Source organism: Nocardia vulneris, from assembly GCF_001613425.1.
Lineage (GTDB): Bacteria > Actinomycetota > Actinomycetes > Mycobacteriales > Mycobacteriaceae > Nocardia > Nocardia vulneris.
In genome coordinates, this window is sequence record NZ_BDCI01000001.1 from 350460 (window position 1) to 372852 (window position 22393).

Consider the following 22393-nt stretch of genomic DNA (forward strand, 5'->3'; position numbering starts at 1 on the left):
TCCCGCGGGCGGGGTAGGGCGGGGGACCAACGGATCGGCTTTGTAGATGTCGGGCCTGACGCGGCGCAGGACGGTGTCGCTGTCGCCGGCGGTTCTCGCGTCGTCGACATGGAACTGGATGTGGTTGACGGAATTGACGGACTTCGACACGGAGCTGTTCGGTCGGCCCCATTGCGAGGTATCCAGTCCCAGCAGGATTCCCGCCGTCGACGCGGCGAGGCGCGTCAGGTAGGTCGCATGCGCACCTTCGAGGAGCCACCATCTGACCGTGACCGTGTACACGTAGGGCACCGGGAATCGCGCGGTGTGGTCGCCGCGCAGCCACGTACTCAGCACTCGGCTGGAATCCCTGGTGCCACTGGCGCTTCCGGTGCCTTTGACGGCGAAGCTGAAGGTGGGGCGTACGCCGCCTTCCACTTGGAAGCTGGGGTTGAGGCTCCACTGATCGTCACCGCTTCGGCCGGCGCCGACCGCCGTATCCTTGCCGCCCAGCGCGTTGCCGTTGGCGGTCGTGTGCAGGAAATTGGTCTCCAGCGCAACGCCATTGGGCAGGCGCCGACCGCGGATCCGGTCGAGATCGGCTTTGGGATGTGGCCGCGCTTCGAAGGCCACCTCGACCAGGCGCGGCACGAACGGGTAGCTGCGGTCGACGAACGCGAACGACTTGGTGCCCGGTCCGTTGGCGAGGGTGCGGGTGCCGAAAATCGAGGTGTGCTTGTTGATTTGCGCTACCACGCCGCGGAAGTGATTGGCCGAGCTGGGATCGAGCACACCCGGCGCCACCGACTCCACCAATTTCTTGGTAGCCGCTTTGAAGTCGTCGTGTCCGCCTTCGATGTTCGCTTTGACGACGTTGCCGTAGGTGAGGGCGCCGTTGCTCAGGACGTAGCCGATCGGCAGGAACAGATCGGCCCGCTGCTGCTTGACGATCTTGTGCACGCCGCTCTCCCGGACCAGGCGGGCGAGGTGCGGATGCAGGTGTAGATCCTTGTCGTACAACAGGAATTCGGTCCCGCCGGGGTCGTCGACGACGAGGGTGTTGTCGCCGTAGGCCGTGGGCTCCGCTGCTCCAACGAGGATTCGCGCCATGTCGGTCAGATATCTCGCCACTTTGGAGCGGCGGTGCACCATGGCGGCGAGATCTTTCCCAGTACCTGTGATGAGGTTGCGGGTACCGGTCTCGACGGTGACCACGTGCACGACCCGCGCGGTGAACCGATAGGCCTCGCCGCGCGGTCCCGCCGGGTTCGTTCCGGCCGCGTTGGCGGCGATCGTCGTTATCCGATTGGTGCCGATGGATTCGGCGGCCGTGGCATGCCGCGGGCGGGAGAACGCGTGCTGGTAGGTTCCGCCGGGAATGGTGCTGTGGTCGGCTTCGGCGCCGAAGCGCTGTGTCTCGCTGAGGCCGAACTGGTCGCTGTGCACAGTTTGCGACTTCTCGTCCGCATGGTCTTGGGATGGCGACCAGTTCTCGGTGTTGATCTTCGCCGACTTCGGCAGCACCACAATGTCGGTGAGGTACGACTCGAGTCGAACGATGTAGTCGGTGCCCGCGACGACGCCCGCGGTGCCGATGCCCTCGATCTCGTCGGAGCCATGTGAGGTCTGCACCAGCGATGCCAGCTGAGCTTGCGGAGAGAAGGCGGTGTGAATGATTTGGTACGGCGCTGACTCCGGGTTGGCGGTGCGTCCGCCGAAAGTTTGTTCCCAGACCCAGTTACCGCCGACGGCGATCTTGTTGATCCCCCATTCGACCCAGCCTGGGCGTACGTCGGGTTCCGATTCGGGGTCGCTGAGCGCCCGCGACGCATCGTGCAGCGCGCCCGCGGGATCGGTGACGATGATCGCCGGCACGTCGGATGGCAGCGTGTCGGTCCGGCGAGGCGTGGTCTGCTCGGGTGACTCGACGGGGAATGCACCGGGTATCTGTGTGGGCGGAGGCGCGGTCTCGGTATCGGGTACCGGGAGAACGGTGTGCAGCGCGCCGGATGGATCGGTGACGACAACCGTGGGGATTTCCGAGGACGGGAGGTCGGAGGTCGGAGGGTTGGTCTGCTCGGGCTCGGCGGCCGGTTGCGGATTCCACCGCGGAAGGACCGCATCCTCTTCGGGATCGACTGGGAATGCTCCCGATACGGTCTGCTCGACCTGCTCGGTATCGAGCCTCGTTCCGTTGATGAGAGCGAAAACGGCCTGGCGGATTTTCGTGCTGGAGCCGGCGTCGAGGACGACCGCCTGCTCGGGAAGGCCCCGGGTCGGTGCAGCGAGGTGGTCGATGTCCTCGTCCGTGATCTTGCGAATGGTCGCGACCGGAGGCGGGGACGGGTCGGCCGGCTCTTGGTCCTCCGTGCGATAGGTGGGCACATTGAGGTGGACCACGCCCGCGCTGCGCATCAAGTCCGGGTCCTCGCCATCGCTGTAGGAGATCTCCATCCAATGCACGACAGGTACGGTGAAGTTTTGTGTGCCGTCGTCGGCGGGGCTGATGATCATATTCGTGGCGCCGGTGTCGAAGCCATATGTCGCACCCGCGGAGGAGTGGTACGCGTGGACATAGCTCGGCGTCACGCTGGCAAGGATTTGATTGCTCGGCACATCGAACGGGTTGGTGATCGCCACATTTCCGCCGCCGTTCCAATTCGCCTGCAGCGAGGTGGCGTCGGACTGCGTGCTGCCGGGCAGGTTGATCCCTGCCCGGTTCTGTGTCTGGAATTTGGGCAGCGTCAGGTCATGGCTGACGCCGTCGTTCGGACGGTCCGGGGAAGCGTAGTAACGCTTCGTGACAATCCTGATCGAAATGCTCTCCGTGCCGAATCGGCCGGGCTTCTTGAACCATTGGATGACACCGCCGTCGAGCGTGAGATTCGTTTCGTCTACTTCGCCGTCGATCATCTCCGGGAAAACGGCGTCCAGGTCGGACTGTGCCTTCATCCGCTCGAATGCGGCGATATTGCTTTCGCGGGCGGTCGCGAGTGCCTTCTGTTCGACCAGGTCCAGCACACCCGGGTCATCGTGTTCGCTCGAGAAAAAGCCGGTCTCGGACAGGAACTTTTCGGCACCGGCGAACAGGGGAGCGGTGCCGGTGACCCTGAACGGGGTGGTGTCGAGGCTCAGTTGACGCAAATGCAACAGCTTCGGTGACAGGTACCGAATGGGCGGCGGCTTTTTGTCCGGGGTTTCCTCTGGTTCCGGAGAGCGGGTTCCGGTCGGTTGCTCGGCCGGAGGTTCCTTCGAGGGCGGAGGCGGCGTCGCGGTCGGCTTCGTGCCCAGAGCTCCCTTCGACGGCACCAGCATGTTGGTCGGGTACGTTTTCCCGTTGGCCAGTGGTGTTCCCGCAGTGGGCCCGAAACGCTTGCCGTCCCGGACCAGAACGAGATGGACGCGCATGTGGGGCGTCGTGTGCAGCATATCGTCGTGCAGACGCAGCGAACGAGAGGTGTGCGCCTTCCTGCCGTAGCTGAGGGAATGACTGGAGTGGTCGGCTACGCCACCTCGGGGGAAAGTGATCTGGCCGCCGCGCCTGGGGTATTTGGTCTCAGGGAAGGAAGGCCCCGCACCGAGGGTCGTGGTGAATGCCGGGTGCGTACCGGACTCGTTGCTGATCGTCGACTTGCCCGTAACGCCCAGCTCGCGGAGAGTATAGACTTCCAGGCCGAATTTCTCATGGGTAGGTCCGGTGAGTTCGGTGCCGCCTTCGAAATCGACCTGCATCAAGAAGAAGCCGAGCGATTTGTTCTCCGAGTCCAGCCAGGAGGGGGAAGGCAGCCACCCGTCCAGCATCAATGGAATATTGCCCAGAATGTTCTCTTCCTTGAAGAAATCCATCAGGTCGCCGAGGGAATTGTCGGAGATGCCTACGAGTCGTTCGCGGAAACCCTGGAATACGTCGATAAGCAGTTCGTCGTGGTTCGGCATGCTGAGTGTCGAGTAGAAAGGGAACTTCGATAACGATGGCGCTGTTTCTTGGGTTTGCTCGGAATGGAAGACCGCCGGAACCGTTTCCAAATTATCAGGATCGACGCGTGGCAGTTCGGTATTGTCGACCAGGAATTTCGGAATCCAGATCAACAGTAGGTCGGGCGCCGCCCCGGCGATATCATGCCACACTCTCGCTGTGCTATCGGTCGGCAGGATATCGTCGATACCCTGGTTCAGGCTGAACTGCCATTCCTGTTCGTAGGTGTGCGGAATGGTCGGGCCCTTGCTCAACTTCTTGACCGTCGACTCGACCGTCGCGCCGGCCTCGATGCGCGTGGCGTACTGGTTCAGGATGACCGAAGCTTGCGGTGTGCCATCGAGACTGCGCAAGCCCCGTTCGTACATCGGCCATTTCGCACCGTAGGAACCCGAGAGGGATCGCAGATCGTGCTCACTGGCGCTGTTGCTGATCGAGCTCCACCCACGCGCGTAATGCCACAGCACGACCGGCGGACCGTTGCCCGGGGCGTCGCGGTCGCCGACCGGCGGGAGCTGCTCCGCGGCCGGCCGCGCGTTGCGCAGACGCAGGCGGATCGAAACGGGAAAGAGGCGGCCACGGTAGGTCACGCGCAGCGGCAAGCCCGACTTGGTGAGCAGCCGCGACCACTCGCTGCTGATCAGACGGGGGGTGAGTACCCGGCCCAGCTCGGCCCGGAACTTCTTGTCCTCGCCGTTGATTCCGACCACCTGCCGGTACAGCTGCTCGCGCAGCCACTGGGCGGTCGTTTCCGGCACCGGGATGATCTCGACGATTTCCTTCAGGCCGTCGCGCTGCGAACCCAGATCCCGGACAATGTGATTCACCTGCCCGGTGCTCGCCGAAGTGGTCTGGATCAGCGCCGTGGATGTCGAACTCTGCGCCGCAGGGGCAGTTTCGGTGTTTGTGTCGATCTCCGGCGGCGCGAGGGCGGCCACGGGCGGTGCGGCGGATTCGGGCTGCTCGTTTCCGGGGCGCGGTACGGGTGCGGTTTCGTCGGCGGACGACGTCGCCTGGTGGTCGGCCGGACTGTCCGCTGGTTGAGCGGCGGGCTGGTCGGGTGTGGCGAGTGGGCTGGTTTCGGGAGCGGGCTCGTTGTTCGTTTCGTCGGATATGCCGTTGTCGTGGCCGGGACCCGCGCCGGTATGCGGTGCGGCTAATTCATCCCCGGGACCAAGATCGTAAGGTCCGCTCGCACCATTCGGACCGCCTACAAGCGCGGGTCGGCTTCCAGCGGGGCTCGGGCCTGACGGCATGGCGTAAGTGGGACCGGGCCGGCCTGAAGGCGGTTGCGGGATGTTGGGAAGCTCGGTTTCCAGTTGCTTGAACAGATCGTCACCGAAGTAGGTGGTTTCGTCGTACCGGGGTTCGAATGCCGGTGTGGCGCGGCGCTCGCGTCCGTGCACGCCGAGTGCACCGGGGCCGCTCATGGTCATGTCTGTGAACTTCGGCAAGTGCTTGACATCGACCGCGACAACGCCGCCTTGCCGGGGGATGCTGATGTCCCACGGCACGTCGGGGGTGGGGTCATTCGACCAATCCGTATCGCTCGGGCCTTTTCGCAGTCTTGTGCCGTCTGGATATGCTCGGTATTCGGTGCCGTCGGAAGTTTTCCGGTACCGGTGGCCGCTGGGCAGCCTGATATGATGCGTGCCATCCAGGGTCTTGCAGTAGGTGCGCCCGCTGGCGTCGATGCCATATTCCGTGTAGCCGGCACCGTCCGGATTCGGATCCTTTCGGTATTTTGTCTTGTTTTTATAGATGCCGTAAATGGTGCCGTCAGGAGTTTCGCGGTATATGCCTCCATCGGAATCTGTAGTGTATTCGACGGTACCGCGAGGTAGCGGGTCGAAGCGGTATTCGATGCTGTCGTCCAGCGGAACGGAATAGTCGCCGTGGTGGTCCCACGGGTTCAACATCAGAATACGCGTGCCGTTTTCGTCCCGTTCGATGCCGAGGGCCGAGTAGGTGTGCTTTTCAACCAAACCCGCGACACCTGGATCGAGTTCAGGGGTCACGAAAAGCACTACGGTATTACGTTTCAGTGCATACTCGATCTGACCACTGATGGCCCGGCCGACAATGGTCGAGTAGGGTTCGGACAATATCCGATCTCCGACCTTCCCTTCGACCGTTGTACGGTAATACTCTGTGAGCTTGTCCTTCTCCTGCTCCCATTTGTTCGGGTACTCCTCGTCCAGGTGGGCGCGCAGCCTGCGCGGCGACCATAGATAAGCGGTAAACTTTTGCCAGACGGACTTTCTGGCACCAGGGTCGTCTTTATATATGGTGTCGAGGCGGTGACGCGTTGCATTCCACAGGGAGACGTCTTTGTCGTTTAGTTGATCGCTGGTGTCGGCGACTCGGCGCGAGAATTCGAGGTCACCACCTACCAGATCGTGCAGTGTGTTGACGTCGAATTTGAGCGGGTGCAAGAAGCCCGCACCACCCACACTACGAACGGGTTGGCGCAGCCCGACTTCCCCGGTCCCGAGAACGATGTTTCCGTCTTCATCAGGGACGAGCACTGCGCCAACCGCTCGGTAAAAGCCTTTACCGAGACGTTCGGCCGCAAGGTACGCGAACCCTGGCCCCTCGAAACCTACATAGCCGTTACCGCGACCGAACAGGACCGCCCAAGCAGCCTCGATGATCGCCGGCCACAGGGGTTCGCCGGGTTCGTGACTGGCGAAGTACCCGGAATTGGTTCCCGGCTTGACATAGATGCGTTTGGCGACGCGCACCCATACCGGTGCCTTGTCGACGAAGAAGCGGACGAAAACAGTGCCATCGCCGTTGTCGAACAGCATGTCTTTGATTGCCGACGGATTGTGTTCGGCCAAGTCTTTGAGCGGCGCGATGAGAAAGCAGTTCGGAGCCTGGCCCTGGCGTGCGTCTCGCGCCTGCGGCCCGTGCGGCCCGTACAGCTCGTCCCGGAACCGATTTTCGAGTTTCGGCAACTCAGGAAGAACAGTGGTGGGTGCATCCACACGGAACCACCTCGGATCATTGGTATCTTTGACCCACCGCCACTGACCTTGCCCAGGTTTCGCCGCGAAACGGTATTCATAGGGAAGTGTCAGTGGTTGCGGATCTCCGGCCTCGTCGTAGGCGAGGAACCGTACTCGACCGCTCGAAAATTTCCAGCTGAGTGTGCCGAAGTAGCCTCCGGAGTGATGGGGAACGAAACTGGATGAGTGGAGCACGAAAGTGAAGTCGAGGTCGGTCGACAGGGCAGTGGGAATACGTTCGCGGGGCCAGCCCGATTCGGTAATGACGTAGTGGTCGGACTGGTTCGGTGGGATCCACACTTGTACCGTGGCGGCAAGAGGGAGGAAAATCCGCTTGCCGTCGGCGACGAGGGTGAGAACGTTGCCGTTCCAGAGCGTGGGGCGTGGGAGTTCGGCATTGACGCCGAGGACCGGCAACAGTCGCTCTTCCTCCTGAAGTGTGAGAAGTCGCGTATCCCCCTGGGGCGTGAGGTCCATCAGGCGCTGACTCTCGGGCAGCGTGGGATGTTCGAGTCCCTTCTGGCCGAATTGCTTTCGGCGGATCTCGGTGCGGCCGTCGCTTCCCTTTTTCATTTCTGCTGCCAGGTCATGGCCGAAGTAGGTATCGCCGTTCTCCGGCTCGAATATGTAACCCGAATCGCTAGGTCGTGGACCTCGAGATGATCGGAGCGGCAGATCGTTATGCTGGGAGGTGTCGAGATCGGGGGTGGTCTGTGGTCCGGCGCTGGCCTCGGGAGCGGGCTCGTTGGTCGGCGGTAGTTCGGTGGTGTTTCCGAATGCGAAGCGTGTGCCAGTACCGCGGCTGGACAGACGCGAGAATTTGGTCAAATGTGTGGCATCCAGGATGACGGTGCGGTCCGGGCCGTAGGTCAATCCATCGATCGTCTGCGGCACCGCCGGGTTGTCGGCCCACGGGTTTCGCAACACGATCTCGATGTGGCCGGTCGCGGCGGAACGCACATCCACCACGTCATAGGTGTGGGTGCCCACCAGCCCTGGATACTTGGTTATGTTCTCCGCGCCCGCGCCGAAGCCGAGAGTGTTCAGCAGAATCTGATCGCCGCGACCGCGCAGGAATCGGACCAGGTCGGAGAAGTGTTGCTGGACAACAGAACTGGTCATGGGTCGCTCAGGATCGTTGATCTGGCGGAGATAGGCGAGCACGGCGGTGATCTCGGGCTGCCATTGCGCCTGCTCCTCCGATTGCAGGTGGTAGCCCAGGAAATCCCGGAAGTGTTCGATGTCGAGCTTTCTGGCGACGTCGGCTCGGTCCCAGACCGGCTCGAGTTGGCCGAGTCGTTGCGCGAACGCGAATACCGTATCCGCATCGGCATTCGCACCGAGCTGTTCCATGATCAGGTCATAGATCGTGTCCACACCGAACCGCATCGGGTGCAGGAAGGTGGCCAGGTCGAGGCCGCGGACGGGTTGATGAGCGGTTCCGGTCGCGTTCAGCTCGTAGGGCGGTAGCAACTGGTCCATCACGTGCGCAGCGAATCCGCCCTTGATCATGGCGTAGTCCCCGCCGCGCCAGATCGCGTAGGCCTTTTCGATCAAGGCGGGCCACAACGGGTTACGCGCGTCGTTGGCCGCGTAGATCATCCGGCCCTGTGCGTCGGTGTAGAAGTCTCTGGTGACCCGTACCCACTGTGGTACGCCGAGTGCGGTGAAGAAGCGCACGGCAACGGTGCCGTCGGGATATTCGACGATCATGTCCCTGATGGCTTGCGGGTTGTTCTCGGCGATATCCATCAGCGGCGCGATCAGATAGCAGTCCCCGGCCTGGCCTTGGGTCGCGTCGGCGGGCACGGGGCCCGCGCTACCGAAGACAGGACCGGACGCGCGCGCTATCGAGCGCCCGAGCTGTTGTAGCGCCGGCGGGGAAACCCGGGTGTTCCCGTCCAGCAGAAGATCACCCCAGCTGCCGACCCGCAGCGACACCGGCCTGCCGACCGGCGCATGGCGTGCAGCGTTGCTCGGCGACAGCCAGCGCAGTCCGGTGACTTCGACTGCCGGCGTAGTCGGCGTCGTCCAGTGGTAGATGCCGTCGCTCGCGGGGGGAAACACCGTCAGCTCACCGAGCAGGTTCCGGTGCACCGAGTGCCGCGCGGCCGTCGGTTCGTCACCGATCCACACCGTGAGCAGATCCGGGCTCGCTGGATCGACCGTGCCGTGCAGCTCGTCACCAGGCCGGACACTGAGCAGCTCACCATTCTGATCGACGATGCTCAACCGGCCCGCCGGTGCGGTGATCGATGAGCCCGGCATCGGGGCGATCGGCGACGGATGGGCGGGCGCGCCGAACGGGCGGATCGATACCGTGGCACTGCCATTGATATCAGGCCGCAGTAACGCGAATGCCTTCTGCGCCAAAGCCGCCCACATCGGCTCACCATCGGTATGCCCGGCATACATCGGCTCTCCGGACGACTGCGACGTCTCGTGCGGCAGAGTCCGATCGACCCGTACCCACTCCGGCTGACCGTCGATGAAGAACCGCACCGCGACCGTCTGGTCGGGGAACTCATGGAACATTTCCACCAAGGCCCGCGGGTCCCGCTCGGCCTCCCTGCCCAGGTTGTTCATCAGCACCGCATAATCCGCCCGAGTCCCCTCCCGAGCATCCGAAGGCACCGGCTGCGAATTCCGCGTCGCGAACACCGGGCCGGTATGCGCGACCATCGACGCGGCGGGGGCGTCCAAACCCAACGCGTGCACAGCGTTCGACGCCAGCGTGACCCGCCAACTCAGGTTCTTGACGGATACCGCACCGTCGGCTTTCGGCTGGATCCCCAATAGCTCGCCTGCACCCACCTCGACGACTGCATTCTCGTGGTAGAACAACAGCTGCGTCCGCTGCTGGTTATCCACGCGCCGTGGCGTGCCCACCCACGTGCCCGCGGGATCCTCAGTCCAGTCCCAGAAGTCGCGTCCGAGCAGTTCGGGATGCACCCGGTATGTCACCTGCGGGTCTGAACTCACCCTGATCTGCGCGTTGTCCCGGCTGATTCTGTCCAACTCGATACTGTCGCCCGGCCCGACCACCACGGCATCTCGACCATTCCGGGTGATCAGCACCGTGTTCCCGGTGTTTCCGATCACACCCACACCCTGCACACCCAGATCCGGCGGCGGCACCGAGGACAACTTGGGCTGTTCGCCAGAATCGACCTTGCCGTTGTCATCTGGGTGCGCCGGGCCGGGAAGTGATTCCGCCGCTTCGGTTTCGGCCTCGGGCACGGTTTCGGTGGCACCATCGCCGAGGTGCGGTGCAGCGACGCCGACGTAACCCTCGGGCGCCGACGATTCGGACGGTGCCAGCCGTGACCCGTAGCCGGAAACGTCCGGTGCCGATCGGCCTACGCCCCCACGCTGTTCCCGCAACCGCTCGATCTCGCCTTGGGCGAGGCCGAGTCCGGAGGGTCCGGCTCGAGGGCTGAGCGGCGGCTGATGGGCGGCGCTGCCGTCGGCGGTGGGGCGGGTTTGTGGTGCGGAAAGAGGTGTGATGAGTGCGAGGAAGGTGTGCTTGTCGAGTTGTCCTTGCCGTGCCAGTTCGTGTGATTCGGCAACCAGCCATGTTTCCTTGCCGACAACGGGCACTCTGTGCTCGAGATAGTTTTTGAAGAGCCGCCGGGACAATTCTGAAACGCTCGCCGCAGTGACACCTGGCCAGGTTTCCCTGAGCTTCACCAGGATATCACCGGGCTCCGTAATATTCGCCGCAAAGAGCTGGAGGGCCACTTGCGATTGGCTGAGTTGCGGGCGAGGCACGCCTTCTGCGCGAGTGACGACAGAATCAGGTGCGATCAGATTCAAGTCGTACGCAAGTGCGACGAACGCCGGAAAATTGCCTACACTTCTTCCGGCTTCGATATCCAATGCAGCGTAGATTTCCCTGACAGCCCTCTGTACCCACGTCGTCCCGGTAGCCTTTGTCATTCCCGGCCTCGGTCGATGCTTCGCTATTTCAGCGGGCGTCGAGTAGCCTGCGGCAACGGAATGCAGCACTTCAAATGCGTCGTCGCTCAGTTCGAATGGACGGCGTTCGGGAAGTACGGGTGGTGGTGCGAGGGAACCGATGACGTTCTGGTCGAGGCGCCCTTTCTGCAGGGCCATTTTCGCAATCTCGGCACGACGGGCGAAGGGGTGAGCGGTCGCGCCGAGTCCGAGATCGTGGGCGGCGGTAATCAAGATTAGTTCGAGCGCCGCGTAAGTGATATCGAGAGCAGTGACGATTTGTTGATTGTTGTAGCCTGCGCTGACGCGGTGCAGTACGTCCATCTGCATGGTTGTCAAGGTGGTTCGTGGGAGTGCCAGCTCAGCTGCGGCCAGGCGCCGAGACTGCGCCGCGATGGCCGCGGCCTCTGGGTCGGGACCGGCGAAGTAGTCCGCTGCCTCTTCCTGCTCACTGAGGGAAAGTGATTCTGCCGCTTCGATTTCGATCGCGGAGACGCCTACGGACTCGGCTTCGGGGGCATCGTCGCCTAGGTGCTGTACCGGGGCGCCGGCGTCGCCCTCGGGCACCGATGGTTCGGACGGTGCCAGCCGTGACTCGTAGCCGGAAACGTCCGGTGCCGATCGGCCTGCGGCGACACGCTGCGCCCGCAACCGCTCGATTGCTTCGGGCACCAACGCAGGCCCGGCTGCCGCCACGATTTGGTCGGCTACCGCTGCGGTGATCTCCCGGCCCACCGCGACGCCCAAGCGTGCTGCGATATTTTTGACACGCCCCGCAACGGTCGGGCCGGACACGCCTATCAGACGGCCTATGGCCAGGGTGCTGTACCCTGCGGCGTAGTGCTGCACGATCGTTTGTTCTTCAGGGGACAACAGCTCTGGTGGCGCTATCTTCTGTATCTCCACTATGTCTTCGTTGCTCAGCGCACCCGACACCACAGCACGCTTCTTCAGGGCACGGCTGAAATTATTCCAATCATCTACGTCAACATCGATGCCGAACAAATCTCTCAAGCGGAACACAAATGGCCCGCTGCGTCTCATATCTATTTTCAGGACTTCGCTGATATACCCTGGCCAGTAGCCTCTGACCGCGTGACGAAAGATTTTCTTCTGAATATCCGAAAAATAGTTGACCGGGTGCCGTACGCTACGCTTCATGCCCTTGAAAGCGTCGTCGGAACCAACTTTCTCGAGCGCCTGCTCGAGCGAATCGACACCGAGCCGCGCATAGGCGGTCCTCAGCCAATAGTCGTACCTGTCGTCCGTGGCGAGCTTCGCTTGTATCGAGTTATAGCCCGAAGCGGCGTGAACCAGCGCCCGCTGCATCTCAAAGATCAGGCTGCCGAACAAGGCCGGTTCCCGCGCGGGCGTGTGCGAGACGGCGAGAGCGGCACGTTCGACGAATACTTCTGTGATGGCCCGCTGCGGATTCGTCAAATGATCGACGATGAGTCGCCGCGCGTCGTTCTCCGTGAAGACAGGTCCATCGAAGCTGGCGTTCGAGGCGCTCTCCGCACGGTACTGCGGGAACCGGTATTGCGGGAACAGACCACCCCGATCGGTGACCCACACCTCCAGCACTCCGCCATCGCCGTCGACAATAGATATCTCGGTACCAGCAGGGAAGCCGGGCAGCCCTTCCTCCGCCCCGGTCCCGGCGTACTCTACCGCCGCCACAAGCTGATCCAGTTCCGCCCAGCCCAGGCCCTTGCGGACCAAAATTCCGGTTACAGAACGATTCCCGTCATGGACATGGTTTTCCACATAGGCACGGATGCGGGAGACATCGATGGCATCCCTATCACGCGAATCAGCACCGCCGCCACCGCGGTAATAGGCAACAAATTCGCTGCCACCAGGGTAAACGAGCCCGAGCGCGCCCCCTGTCGCATCAGTGATACTGATAATCGAACCCGGCAAATATGTCGGGAGTGCCCCGCCACCGGCAAAAGTCACGTCGAAGTCCAGGTCGGCAAGCAATAAATCGAGATTATCGATTGCCTTGACCGGGCCGACCGAACTGTCGCCGTCTGTAAAGATGTTCGTACCAGGTAGACCGTCCCCTCCACGCCACTCATGATCAGCCGGGCCTATGCCAGCCGGATCATCAGGGCCGAGGCCGAAGAATGCTCTCTCGGTGTTCGACCCGGTCGCCACGTGTGCGGCCCTTCCGGGCGCACCCGCCGAGAGATCGTCCGTTGCGGAAATGAACGGAACACTTGCCGGATCCCTGGACGACAGCGCATCCGCGGTCGTGTCCATGGCGGATTCGGGCTGCGCGGATGCGGGTCCGCGGTTCTCGTCGGTTTGGCTGCCCGCGCCGATGTTGACATTGCCGAGGGCGGCGGCGCCGGTGGTGGGGTAGCCGGGGGCGGTGAATGCGATGCCGTGAGCGTCGGATGTGGGCGGGGCGAAGAATATGGCGGTGAGCGAATGGGCGTCGGCAGGATGGTAGTAGGTCGGGAACTGCTCACGGTCGCTGCTTTCGATCGGCAGGTCGTCCTCGGTCGCCGGGTTGTAAGCCCTGACCTGCACTCCGGCAGCCTTATCGTTAGGACCTACCGATGGGTCTTCGGAACGTACCGGCTTCGTATAGAACACGACGGTGTGCGCGCCGATATTGTGCTCGATGTCGATGCTTGCAACACCGTAGACCACACCAGCGAAGTATCCGGGACCGTAAGCGCGTAGCAAACGGGCGATCTCGATGTAGTAATCGAACTGCTGCAGCCGCCCACCGGCCGCCTCCTCGAAGGCATGAGTGCTCATACCTGCCAAGCCGACCGGTTCCTCGGGCGGGGTGATTCGATGCGCCGAGTTGACGAGCTCGCGGTTGAAGGTCCCGACCGCGATGCGCCGCAGCGCCCGTTGCGCGCAATCATTGGCGCGCGGTCCAGGCTCGGCGACGACCGGCCTCGTCCGCTCCGACCCGCCACGAGGAGTCTCGGGGACCGCAGCACTACCATCCCCCCACGCCTGCGCCTCAGCCTCACTCGCCGCCAAATCATTTGCGACAGCAGCCAAAATCAGACGGACCTTTTCTTCACTGATACGCTCTCCGTCGCCTATTTCAACGCCGTAACGGCGAGCGATCCGCCGCACCGTCCTGCCAACAAATTGCCGGGATCCTACATCCCGTGTAGTCCCGTCGTGTAACTCGGATACATCTTTCATCGTCATGGCGGGATTCGCCCGGAGAGTCAGAAGAATAGTTCTTTCTTTTTTCGTGAACAGGGGCGATGGCGCGATTTCCTGTACCGCTGCCAAATCAGCATTGGTCAATGCCCCGCGCGCCACAGCATACTTCTTCAACACCGAACCGAACCGCCGGTCATCGACGTCGACTTCGATACCGAATAGTTTCCTGATAGAGGCGAGATGTGTATTAGCCGTGATAGTTTCGAAACCCAGGTATTCGCCTATCAGTGCAGGTGAGTAGCCTCGTACTGCCAACCAAAAGGTCTGCCTCTCATCATCTGTCCAAATTTTCGACGGATACTTAACCTCCAACATCATCTTCATAAACTCAGGGGCAGAGCTCACCAGCGCCAACGCTGCCGACAACCTCTCCCCACTAGGAAGCCCTCCGACCCCGAGCCGTCTATACATGCGCTCAACGATTCTAGTTGCAGCTGCGGTGGTTCTCCCCAGAGCTACCAGTGCGCGATGCCAACCGAAACCGGAAGCGAGGTAAGTGAACAACTCCTTCTGATCCTCGTTCAGCCGACCGAAAGGCGACCGATCATTCCCGGCTCCAGCACCCCGCGAGTCCAGAGCCGCAGCACCACCCCGACTTTCGTATGGGCGGCCGGACACAGGGCGATCCACCGACACGCCAGTAATCATTCGCGCCGAATTCGAGATATGGTTGATTACCAAATTCCGCGCCTGCATGCCCTCGAACACGGGCCCGTCAAGGCTATCCCTGGAAGCAGCAGCAGAATACTGCGGAAACAAACCGCCTGCATCCGTAACCAGCAGCCGCAGAGTCCCACCGTTATTATCGACCAGAGAAATCTCGGTGCCTCCCGGGAATCCAGGCAAACCCGTCCCCACCGAACGCGCACCGGGCAACTGCGAATCCAACGCCCCTACCAGGCGATAATCCTCACCCCGCCCTTGCAACGAACCCGGACCATGCCACACTTTTATCGACGAAACATCAGGCATTGCACCGAAAAAATGTTCCACCCGCCCTCGGGCGCTACCGAAGGTAACGGGTTCCCCCACCCCAGAAACATTACTTCCTTCGACATAAAATATAGTGAAATCGAGGTCACCCGCAACGATGAGCTCCAGCATTCCCGCCTCGCCATGAATACGGACCACACTACCCACCCGCAGCGTCTGCGTCTCACCCGCCTCAACAAGCAGCACATCAATTTCGACCTGAGAGAATAATTGCTCCAAACTGCCGACAGACCGCACACCATCCACCGAGAAATCATCCGCCACGGAAACAACCGCGGCGTCCGTAGGATCCGCGAACACCAGACCAACCATATCGTCGACGACGAGATCAGAACCTTGCTCACTCTCGTGGGCAGCTGAAGACAAGCCGGGGTTAGGGAAAGTGTGGGTGTGGTCTTCGACCGTGGTCGTTGTCGCTTCGGGAGCATGGGTGTCGCGTGATTGGTCCTCGGGCGCCGGAAGCGGCAGTTCCCAGCGCCGCGCCTCCGCCACCAGGTCGGTCATGCTCGCGCTTGCCGGCAATCGCAACGCGGCACGCATTGCCTTGATGCGGGTCGTGACAGTTAGGGGGGCAATGCCGAGTTCTGTAGCGATCGAATTCAGGCTCCGTAGCGGTTGCTGGTTGAGCCGGAAGAGCACACTCATCTGATCGTCGAAGAATGTGACGCGAGCATCCGAGTCCGGATCGGATCCGTGGTATTCGAAGTCCAGATCACCTCGCTCGGTGTTGGGAGCAAGTATCCCCCAGAGGCGCGCCGCCCGCACCGTATCGAGAGGATTACGGTTATCCCCGACAAGTTGTAGCTTCGTGTAGATGTTGTTTACATGCTTGCTGGTTGCTCTTTCCGTGATTTCGGTGTCACTGGCAGATTTCAGTTCGGCCAAGATATCCTTGAAAACCTTTTTCTCCATAGTGGGCTTGCGCCGAGAGAGCCGTTGCAGCAAATCCACCTCATAGTCCAAAAACTGCACAAGCACATCAGATCCGGGATTCTTGAAGGAATATCCATGATCCACATCGCCGGCTTCTGGCTGCCGAGCCAACAACCCCCAATCCCGAGCCGCTCGTACGACCCCGAGCAGGTCGAGATGAGACCTTACCCCCAGCTTTTTGGCCATCGACCAAAACCGGGCTGTCATCCAATTCGCGTCAGTGCGCTCGTCACCGGCCGCGCGCAATTCCTCGGCGATATCCCCATGCCTTTTAGGCATCAGGCCGGGCCCGTACCGCGACGCCCGGTAAAGGATATCCATTTCATCGGGCTCGAACGCCACCAGCAAACCGGTCCCCGGATGCCGACCGTAATAGTCCGCGCTCCCGGGCAACAGTTCCAGTTGCGACATCTCCGACCGCGGCCCGACAGTTCCGACCCCTACTGCGCCTACATCGCGCAGAAGGTCCAGCAGCCCTGACTTCGACAACGTCGCGCCACCCTCATCGATGAACATGCCATCGGAGCCCGCCGATACCACGCGCCAGGCGTGGTCAGTAGGCTCACGCCACGACACCCGTGTTCCAGCCCCGAAGGCATCCGCGTTCAAGGCGAACAAGAACCGAGCCACATCCCACACCTGATAAGCCCCTTGCTCCGGACCAGGCTGCACAACCCGCACCCAACCGCCAGCACTCAACTGCGGTGACGCCGCGCGCAAAGTCTCTCGGAACACCGCAACCTCCACCACCGCGGAATAACTCACCCCGCCGCCACCATCGATGAACTCGAATCGAGTTCCCACTGGGAAATCAACCGCCGAGAACTTGTCTCGAAACACCCCCCGACCCCACACATCGACCCGAACCTGCGCACCGACCTCTCGACGCTTCTCATCCAGCACAGTCCTCAGCCGCACACCAGGATCAACCCGAACGCCCCCCTCTGCTTCCTCGTGGAAGGCGTGGATGCGACCTTCAACCCCAGTCGTGGGTACTTCGCGAGCGTGGATGTCGCGTGATTGGTCACCGGGCGCCGGAAACGGCAGTTCCCAGCGCCGTGCCTCCGCCACCAGGTCGGTCATGCTCGCGCTTGCCGGCAATCGCAACGCGGCACGCATTGTGTCGATGCGGTTCTTGACAGCTTTGCGGCTAATGCCAAGTTCTATAGCGATCGCAGTTCTGTCCAGTGGCGGTTGCCGGTTGAGCCGGACGAGCACACTCATCTGATCATCAAAGAACGAGACGCTAGCACCCGAAACCCGGTCGGATCCGTGGTATTCGAAGTCCAGATCACCTGGCTCGGGGTTGGGAGCAAGTATCCCCCGTCTGCGAGCCGCCCGCACCGCACCGAGAACATTGCGGTTATCCCCGACAAGTTGTAGCTGGTCGGTGATGCGATTGACACGGTGGCCGACTATTTCTTTCGTGAGCTGGGTGCCTTCCGAGGTCAGTTCGGCCAAGATATCTTTGTAACTCTTTCTCTCCATGTTGGGCTTGCGCCGAGAGAACCGTCGCAGCAAATCCACCTCATGGTCCAAAAGCTGCACACCAGAATCCACATCGCCAGGTTCTGGCTGCCGAGCCGACAGCCCCCCACCCGAGAGATCATCCGTGACTCGAACGACCTGAGCGACGTTCGAATCCGCGAACACCACACCATCCATCGCGTCCGTATCGCCAAGACCATCAGTACGCACTTGCTCATCGGGGAGAGCGGATGAATGCGGATCCCCGAACGACAGCGCATCCACGGTCGTGTCCATGGCGGATTCGGGCTGTGCGGATGCGGGTCCGCGGGCGTCCTCGATTTGGCTGCCCGCACCGATGTTGACACCGCCGAGGGCGGCGGCGCCGGTGGTGGGGTAGCCGGGCGGGTCGGTCCCCTCTTCGAGGCCGAGTCGCGGTTCGGGGGCGACCACGACGTGACCGAAGAGTCTAGTGATGCCGTCGACCTGGTCGTAGCTGGTGATCACGTAGGCGGTGCCTGCGGCCAGGATGAGTTCGTTCTGCCAGGGGAACGTGGCGTCGTGGCCGATGTAGGCGCCGTGGGCGCCGGGCATGACCGAGAGGACCAGCAGGTAGGGATCTTCGCCGTTCAAGTCGACGGTCTCGGCGGTGAGGGAGGTCGACATGCATCCGAGGTCAATTTGCTGAGCGTCCGACAGCACGCTCAGATCAGTGCGCTCGCCGAGCGGGTGGCCGTCTCGATCGAGCATGAATTCGATGCCTTGGAGCGAACGGCGGACTTGGATCGGCTCGGTCAGCCGCAGCGGTCGCGCGGTCGCGCGGCGCAGGTCCTCGATCATATGCTCGAGGACCTGGCGTGGGGTCAATTGGTTGTGGAAGTACTCCTCGGCCAGGTGTTCCAGTGAGCGATAGTGACGGCCGTCGAATTGGATCTCCTCCCACAGGTCGTCCGGATCGTCACTGCTCAGAATGTTGTTGAGCACCTGCATTTCCAGGGCCTCCGCCGCGTTCTGAATGCCCCTGGCCTGCACGCTGTAGAAGCGATCGGTGAGTGTCGCGATATCTGCTTCAGGGCCATTGGCCTCGGCCACGGCATTTTCGCGTGCGGCATTGTGCTCGATCTGCGTCAACCAGCTGGATCGCTCGTTTTGATCAGGGTAGAACCGCATCGCGAAGTTGACGATGACTGATTCCTCGTACGCGAAGAGCGATTGATGTTGGCTGTCGGACAGCTCATCCCAATTGCGCAACTGGTGGAAGCCGAAGCTCGCTCCTGCGGCGTCGGTGTCGAATACGCGCACACCGTTGACGAGCCGGCCTTGATTCTCGGCGTCGTGGTTCGGGGCGTAGGTGTCGTCCTCCATCGCGTCCTCGGCCTCTGGGGTGCCGAGGCCGAGTTGTTTGCTTGGTTTGCCGGGGCGGGGCGTGGTGTGTGTGGTGGGTGGGATGGGTTGGTTGTCGGGGGTGAAGTAGATGGCTCGGATGTGCGAGAGTTCGCGGAGGGGTACGGGTGGGTAGGGGTGGTAGCGTCGTCGTGCTCGGTCGGCGACCTGGATGGTGCCGTGGACGTTTCGCAGGACGTAGACGTGTCCGCCGATGCCGTGGCCATCGGGCTCGCCTGCATAGTTGTCGACGACGATTGCTTTGTGTCCGTGGCCGAGTCGGAGGAGTCGGTCGCGGATTTCGTCGTGGTTTCGTTGGGGTTGCAGTTGTGCTCCGGCGTGGTGTTCGAGTTCGGCGTCGCTGCGTCCGGCCAGAGTTGCTGGTGTGTCGGGGATCGTGACGGGGGTATCGGTGGTGTCGCCGTCGCTGAGGGTTTCGACGCACGCGAGGCGGACGCAGTCGTTGCTTCCGTCCGCGGCGGTTGCGCCTTGGATGAGGCCGAGTCCGGAGGGTCCGGCTCGAGGGCTGAGCGGTGGCTGGTAGGCGGTGCTGCCGTCGGTGGTGGGGCGGGTTTGTGGCGCGGAAAAAGGTGTGATGAGTGCGAGGAAGGTGTGCTTGTCGAGTTGACCTCGCCGTGCCTGTTCATGTAATTCGGCGACCAGCCATTTTTCCTTGCCGACAACGGGTGCGGTGTGCTCGGGAAGGAGTTCGAAGAGCTGCCGTGCTAGGTATGAAACCCAATTCTGAGAGGCTTTTGGCCAGATTTCCTTGAGATTGACCCAGATATGAAGAGGCTCCGTAATATCAGCCGCAACGAGCTGGAGGGTCACTTGAGATTGGGTGAGTTGCGGGCGAGGTACGTACTCTGCGCGCGCGGCGACAGCGTCAGGTGTGAGCAGATCCAAGTCGTACGCGAGTGCAACGACAGCCGAAAAGTCGCTGATACCCCTTCCGGCGGCGATACCTAATTTGGTGTAGATTCTTTGGGTAGCAACCGCTGCCCAGGATCCTCCATTAGGGATATCATTTCCCGGCCTCGGTCGATGCTTCGCTATGTCAGAGGGTGTCAAGAAACCTGCGGCAATGGAATGTATTACTTCAACCGCATCATCGCCCAGTTTGACTGGACGGCGTTCGGGCAGTGTGGGTGGCGCGAGAGAATTGATGGCGTTTTGGTCGAGTCGGCCTTTCTGCAGGGCTGTATTCGCTATGTCGGTACGGCGGGCGAAGGGGTGTGTAGTCGCGCCGAGTCCGAGATCGTGGGCGGCGGTAATCAAGACTAGTTCGAGCGCCGCGTAAGTGAGATTGAGATCAGTGACGATTTGTTGATTTTTGTAGCGTGCAATGACGCGGTGTAGCACATCCTTCTGCGTGGTTGTCAAGGTGGTTCGTGGGAGTGCCTCCGGGCCCAGCTCGGCGGCGGCCGGGAGCTGAACCTGCGCTGCCGTGGCTGCGGCCCCTCGGAATTCGGTGCGGGCGAAGGTTTGTGATCCGGTGGCGTGCTGGAGTTGAATTTCAGGAGTGGTGTGTGTAGCAGGGCCGGAGGTGTCGGGATGTGGGCGGTGTTCGACGATCGAGGTAACGGTGTGGTAGCCGATGTGGTGGCGGAGGAATGTGAGGATGTCGTTGCCGTTGACGGGTGGCCCCGGGAGGACGTTGTCGGGGTCTTGGTCGCTGCGGTACTGGGGGGCGAATGTGTTGTCGTTGTTGATGTTCAGCCGAAGTCGTCCGTGGCTGTCGATGATGTCGATGCGGGTGCCGGGCAGGTAGGTGCGGAATGCTCCCGTTTGCTGGGCGTGGATGTGGCGGGTGAGTGCGTCGAAGAATTCCTCGGTATGGCGGTAGACCCGGGCGTCGTCCACCGAGGTGTCTGTTTTTTCGAGACCGAGGCTCAGTCGACCCTTGTCGGTCGTCGGGGGCAGCAACCCGAATTTCCGTGCCACCCGGCGCAACTCGGCGACACCGGCACTTTCCGCCACATTAAATTCGGCGAACAAGGCCGTGATGCGCTTGTCGACGGTTGGGCGGGATATGCCGAGTTCTGTTTCTATCGTTGGCGCATCGCGCGGTCGCGGTCGTACAAGCCGGATGAGCAAACTCATGTAATCATCGGTGAGAGACACACGGGCCTTCGTTACCGGGTCGAATCCTTGATGCTCGAAATCTAGATCACCTGGCACAGGCAGGGGTGACAGAATTCCCCACGCACGGGCCGCTCGAACCGCGCCGACAATGTTACGGTCGTCGCCGACGAGCCGTAATGTATCGTAAAGTTGCACGAGGCGCCCTTTGAGCGCCAAAACTGTGTTGGCTCGTAGGTAGCCGATCGATTCGAGTTCAGCGATGATATCGGTTGCCTGTTTTCGCTGCATGTTCGGTTTGCGCTGTGCATATCGCTGCAGAAGATCCACCTGAGCGAGCGAGAACTGGACCGGCTCGCCAGATGGATTCCAGCCGAAAAGTTTATAATCCACGTCGCCGAACTCCGGCTGCCTAGCCGTCAAACCCCATAGGCGAGCTGCTCGTGCCAATTCGATCAGGCTACGGTCGAGCGTCCACAACCTGTCACACAGCGAGTTGATCCGCTGTTGCACCTTCTTTCCATCCGCATGCGAGTCACCGGCTGCGCGCAATTCTTTGGCAATATCCTTGCGGTCTTTCGGCCCTTGGCCGGGGCCGAGTCGCGAAATCCGGGTCAGCAGGTCCATCTCGCTCGGAGTGAACAAAGCTGGTTTACCGGTGTTCGGTTCTCGGCCGAAATATACATAGCCCGTATTCCTTGACGAGGTGCTCGTCCGCACCGCCCCGGATTGGGTCGTCACCACTTCTACTGCCCCCACACCCCGCAGTCGTTCCGACAATTCCGGCACCGACACGGTCGAACCATTCGCAGGGACAGCGAATCCGCCGTCAGGGCGCAACACCGCCGACGCCACTTGCTCGCCGTTCTCCGAGGGCTCGCGCCACGAAACCTGCGTACCCGCACCGAGGTCCCCCTCATCCAGTGCGAACAGGAATCGAGCCGTCTCCCACACGTGGTGTGTGCCTGGCTCCGGGCTGGGCTGTACGACTCGGACTACACTGCCGCGGCCCAGTTCTGGCAATCCGGAACGCAAGCCTTCGCGGAAGGCTTCGGCGCCGACCACCACATGTCCGCCCGTATTCTCGACATCGCCGGCACCGATCAGCCGCACCTGCGTGCCATCTGCCGAAGGTTCTACCGACGCCACGTAATCGACTCCGCCGGCACCGTCGATGAATTCGAATTGTGTCCCCACCGGGAAGTCGACCGTGGAGAACTTGTCCCGGAACGTGCTCCAATCGAACACATCGACCGGAGCCTCCGGTCCCACCTCCGAAACCTTCTCGGCCACGAGGTTTTCGAGGAGCGCGTTGGGATCGACCCGGTTGTCGTCGGGGCCGAGGCCGAGCCGCGGCTCGGCGTCTTCGAACGTCTCGACGAAGCCCGGATAGCGATCGTTGCCCTCGGAA

At 61.9% G+C, this 22393-nt stretch carries 1 protein-coding gene (running past both ends of the window); it reads right to left on the reverse strand.

All 22393 nt of this window come from inside a single coding sequence — locus NVU01S_RS01430, IQM protein middle domain-containing protein, on the reverse strand. Of the gene's 47064 coding nucleotides, 5990 precede the window and 18681 follow it; the stretch shown corresponds to coding positions 5991–28383 (codon 1997, partial, through codon 9461, complete); the first complete codon in reading order (the gene reads right to left) occupies positions 22390–22392. The start codon and the stop codon both lie outside this window.